Here is a 1,548-nt window from a genome sequence, read left to right as displayed (position 1 = left end):
AGCCGGAGCAGGCTGACCTGCGCATCACCTGCCGCACCGCGCAACAGCCGCGCCAAGCCCTGCTGCATCCCAAGGCGCTGGTTGCCGGAATAGGCTGCAACCGCAACACGCCGGCAGCAGAAATCAGCGCAGCCCTGCGGACAGCCTGCGCTGAGAACGGCCTCGCCTTTCAATCCATCAGCAGACTGGCTTCCATTGATCTGAAACAGAATGAACCCGGGCTGCTTGCTGTGGCAGAACAGCATGGCTGGCCGATACACTTTTACCCTGCTGAGCAGCTCAACCGTATTGAAGATGTGACCAGCTCGGCAGCTGTGCTGCATGCCACCGGTGCCAAAGCTGTGGCCGAGCCTGCCGCCATCCTCAGTTCTGGCGGCGGTTCTCTGCTGGTGCGGAAACAGAAATCAACCAATGTGACCGTGGCGATTGCCGAACTTGCCTCATTTCTCCTTCCCCGTTGAAGCCCTTTCCGGGCGGCAGAGAGTATCTGCGCATTTTCTCTTGCAATTTTGGCGGCAATATGGCAGTATGCACGTTAAATTCGTGCGTTACCTGTCAGCCGCGCGAAAACGATGCAGTTATTTCTTGTGAAAATTAGGCTTCCGTCCACAGTCAGGACGGTTTTGATTTTGAAACAGTGCAGGAAGGAGAATTCATGACCGCAATTGCAGAAAATGCCGCCAAGATCAGCGGCGCAGTGATGGTGATCGGCGGCGGCGTGGCCGGTGTGCAGACCGCGCTTGACCTGACCGAGCTGGGCTACAAGGTCTATCTGGTGGAGAAATCAGCTGCCATCGGCGGGGTCATGGCCCGCTTGGACAAGACCTTTCCCACCAACGACTGCTCGCTCTGCATCCTCGCGCCCAAGCTGGTTGAGGCCGGCCGCGATCCGAACATTGAGATACTGACGCTCTCCGAGCTGGTCGAGCTGAAGGGTGCGCCCGGCAATTTCACGGCCACGATCAGGAAGCAGCCGCGCTATATTGACGAAGAAGTCTGTACCGGCTGCGGCCAGTGCACGCTGTACTGCCTCAAAGAGATCGGCAACGATTTCAACGAGCACATGCAGGTCAATCACGCCGCGCACATTGACTATTCGCAGGCCGTGCCGACCTCGTACTACATTGACGCGAAAGCCTGCCTGAAGCTGAATCACGACACCTGCGGTCTCTGCGCCGTGGCCTGCCAAGCTGGAGCAATCCGCTTTGATGACACGGAAAAAACGCTGGAGATTCCGGTCGGGGCGGTCATTCTTGCGCCGGGCTTTGGCCGGGTGAGCGACGAGGTCATGGCCAAGTACGGCTTGGGCAAGTTCACGGATGTGGTCACAGCCTTTGAGCACGAGCGGCTGATGTGCGCCTCCGGCCCGACCGGCGGAGAGATACTGCGCCTCTCTGATCATCAGCACCCGAAGAAGATCGCCTTCATCCAGTGCATCGGCTCCCGCGACGAGACTTGCGGCAACAACTACTGTTCCTCAGTCTGCTGCATGTACGCGATCAAGCAGGCGACCTTGGCCCGCGAGCACGATCCGAACTGCGAGATCAC

Annotated in this window: 2 protein-coding genes; both read left to right on the top strand. The window is 58.8% G+C overall.

Annotated elements, in window-relative coordinates; translation table 11 throughout:
- Positions 1-461, top strand: a 461-nt coding sequence (locus tag ACNKID_RS01905) for a cobalamin biosynthesis protein (protein ID WP_417911740.1), incomplete at its 5' end; no start/stop codon positions are given.
- Positions 462-655: 194 nt separating this feature from the next.
- Positions 656-1,548, top strand: an 893-nt coding sequence (locus ACNKID_RS01900) for an FAD-dependent oxidoreductase (protein WP_417911739.1), incomplete at its 3' end; no start/stop codon positions are given.

This window comes from Candidatus Electronema sp. TJ, from assembly GCF_048287355.1.
Classification (GTDB): domain Bacteria; phylum Desulfobacterota; class Desulfobulbia; order Desulfobulbales; family Desulfobulbaceae; genus Electronema.
The sequence above is the reverse complement of the archived record's forward strand: the minus strand, read 5'-3'. Positions and strand labels throughout refer to the sequence as shown.